The following is a 2,045-nucleotide window of genomic DNA, read 5'->3' on the forward strand; positions in this document are numbered from 1 at the left end:
CTGTAAAGGTGATGAGTGAGACGGTCGTATCCCTCACTGCTAAAGAAAACAACAAAAGGGAGAGGGCAAAAATCATTTTCTCTAAAGGATGTACATGCTTTAGCCGGTTGAAATAGGCGTATTTATCTATGAGTAACATGTTTTTCCTGTTCGTCCTTTTCTTGAACGGCCTGTTTATTTTTTTGTCGCATAACGCCGATGAAGTATCCTATGAATCCGGCGCCAATCGCGGCTTGGAGAGCAAACAATAAGCTTTCGGTTTCTGCACCTGGCGGCTCCCAGATACTGTTGAACCAAGGCTTATATTCCGGTTGGATTTTAGTGATGGCTTCTTCCGCCACTCCATCAGCTCCACCAAATTCTGTTCCTTGTTGGGTGATTAACGGAATTATAGCAAGTATGACGACTAGAAAAAGCAACAATAAACTTTTTTTCATGCTAACGAGCCTCCTTAGATAACACTCGCAGTAATTTCAATTCGCCTAGATTGTATTTCTTCAAGAAATTCATGACAACGACTGTCAATAAACCTTCACTGATTGCTAAAGGTATTTGGGTAAGGGCGAAGATTCCTGAAAATTTAGTGAATGAGGCCATAAATCCCCCTACCTCCGATGGGAAAGCTAAAGCAAGTTGTACAGAAGTTATCACATAGGTGCCCAAATCTCCGAAAGTTGCTGCTAAGAAAACAGCAAGAGAAAAGGACCAACCTAATTTAGTAGTGCCTTTGAATACAAAATAAGCAATGAACGGCCCGCAAACAGCCATGGAAAAAGCATTGGCTCCTAGCGTAGTTAGTCCTCCATGAGCTAGTAATACAGCTTGAAATAACAGAACAATAGAACCGACGACACTCATGGCCAGTGGCCCAAACAAGATTGAACCTAAACCGACGCCGGTAGGGTGTGAAGAGCTTCCTGTAACGGAAGGGATTTTTAGAGCTGATAAAATAAAAACGAATGCGCCGGACAGACCCAGCATCATTTTTGTTTCTGGGTTTTCCTTCACTTTAGACCTAATGGAACGGTAACCCAAGATTAAAAATGGAAGTGTCACAGCCCACCAGAATATCGCCCATTCGATCGGTAAGAAGCCCTCCATAATATGCATGGCCATTGCCTTCTTTGGTATGAAGAGTAGTAAAATGACAAAATAAAGTATTTTCCAATTGGCTTTATTCATTTTTTCTCCTTTCAACGCTTTTATTTTTAATGATTAAAGCTGAGAAGAGAAGTGGCGGGCAACATAAAAAGCACTTCTCTCAAAAAGAAAGAAGTGCGTAATGAACAGTAAGTTTGCAGCATAATACAAATATTAGCTTATCTGCCTGATCCGCACACCCATCCTCGTAGGTTGAAACAGTTTCACGCTTCATGGCAGGTCTCCTGGCTCTGGATCATCATCCTCATACATCCTTCCCATCTCGATTGACAGTGGATTAAACTTTACGTATTAGGACTTCCCTTTACAGTGGCGGGACCGCGCCGGATTTACACCGACTTCCCTATTAAGCTAAATTCCGAGGAATCTAGCACCATAAAACTTATGTAATTTTTTGAAAATTCTCGTTTATTGTACCATAAAGCAATGATTCCATCTACACTCTATTCATATTTTTTTTTGAGAAGGATAAAATCGCTGAGAGGAAAGGCATGAAGCTGGATTTTCACCATTAAACTTTTCAAAACAGTCGGAATAAACTATTGAATTTTAAAAAAGTTGTTATATGATAGATAAAGTTAACTAGAAATATATTATTATAAAACCAAATATTTCAATTTAAAAGTGCTCTTGTATGAACACGCAAGGGATAATAGGGAAATCGGTGAGAATCCGATGCAGCCCCCGCTACTGTAACGCTGATGAAATTGTCGATAACCACTGGCCTAGAGCTGGGAAGGGACAAAAGTAAATTGAAGCGTAAGCCAGGAAACCTGCTTTTAAAATTGTGTGATACTTTTCGGAGGGAAAGGTAGAAGGACTATGGAGATTTTGAGAGTTTCACTTTGCTTGCTGGAGGCTCCCTTTTCATATAGTTTTTTTAA

Annotated in this window: 2 protein-coding genes and 2 riboswitches; both genes read right to left on the bottom strand. The window is 40.1% G+C overall.

Annotated elements, in window-relative coordinates:
• Positions 1–122 precede the first annotated feature (122 nt).
• Positions 123–437 (bottom strand): energy-coupling factor ABC transporter substrate-binding protein, encoded by a 315-nt coding sequence (locus AC1DUW_RS26925; RefSeq protein ID WP_053345841.1) that lies wholly within the window; start codon positions 435–437, stop codon positions 123–125.
• Position 438: 1 nt separating this feature from the next.
• On the bottom strand, positions 439–1,182 hold the full coding sequence (locus AC1DUW_RS26930) for an energy-coupling factor ABC transporter permease (protein WP_053345842.1): 744 nt from the start codon (positions 1,180–1,182) through the stop codon (positions 439–441).
• A 176-nt stretch (positions 1,183–1,358) separates the two neighbouring features.
• A riboswitch (cobalamin riboswitch) is annotated at positions 1,359–1,554 on the bottom strand.
• A 212-nt stretch (positions 1,555–1,766) separates the two neighbouring features.
• Positions 1,767–1,956: riboswitch (cobalamin riboswitch) on the top strand.
• Positions 1,957–2,045: the final 89 nt, after the last annotated feature.

This window comes from Peribacillus sp. P4_C12, assembly GCF_056402095.1.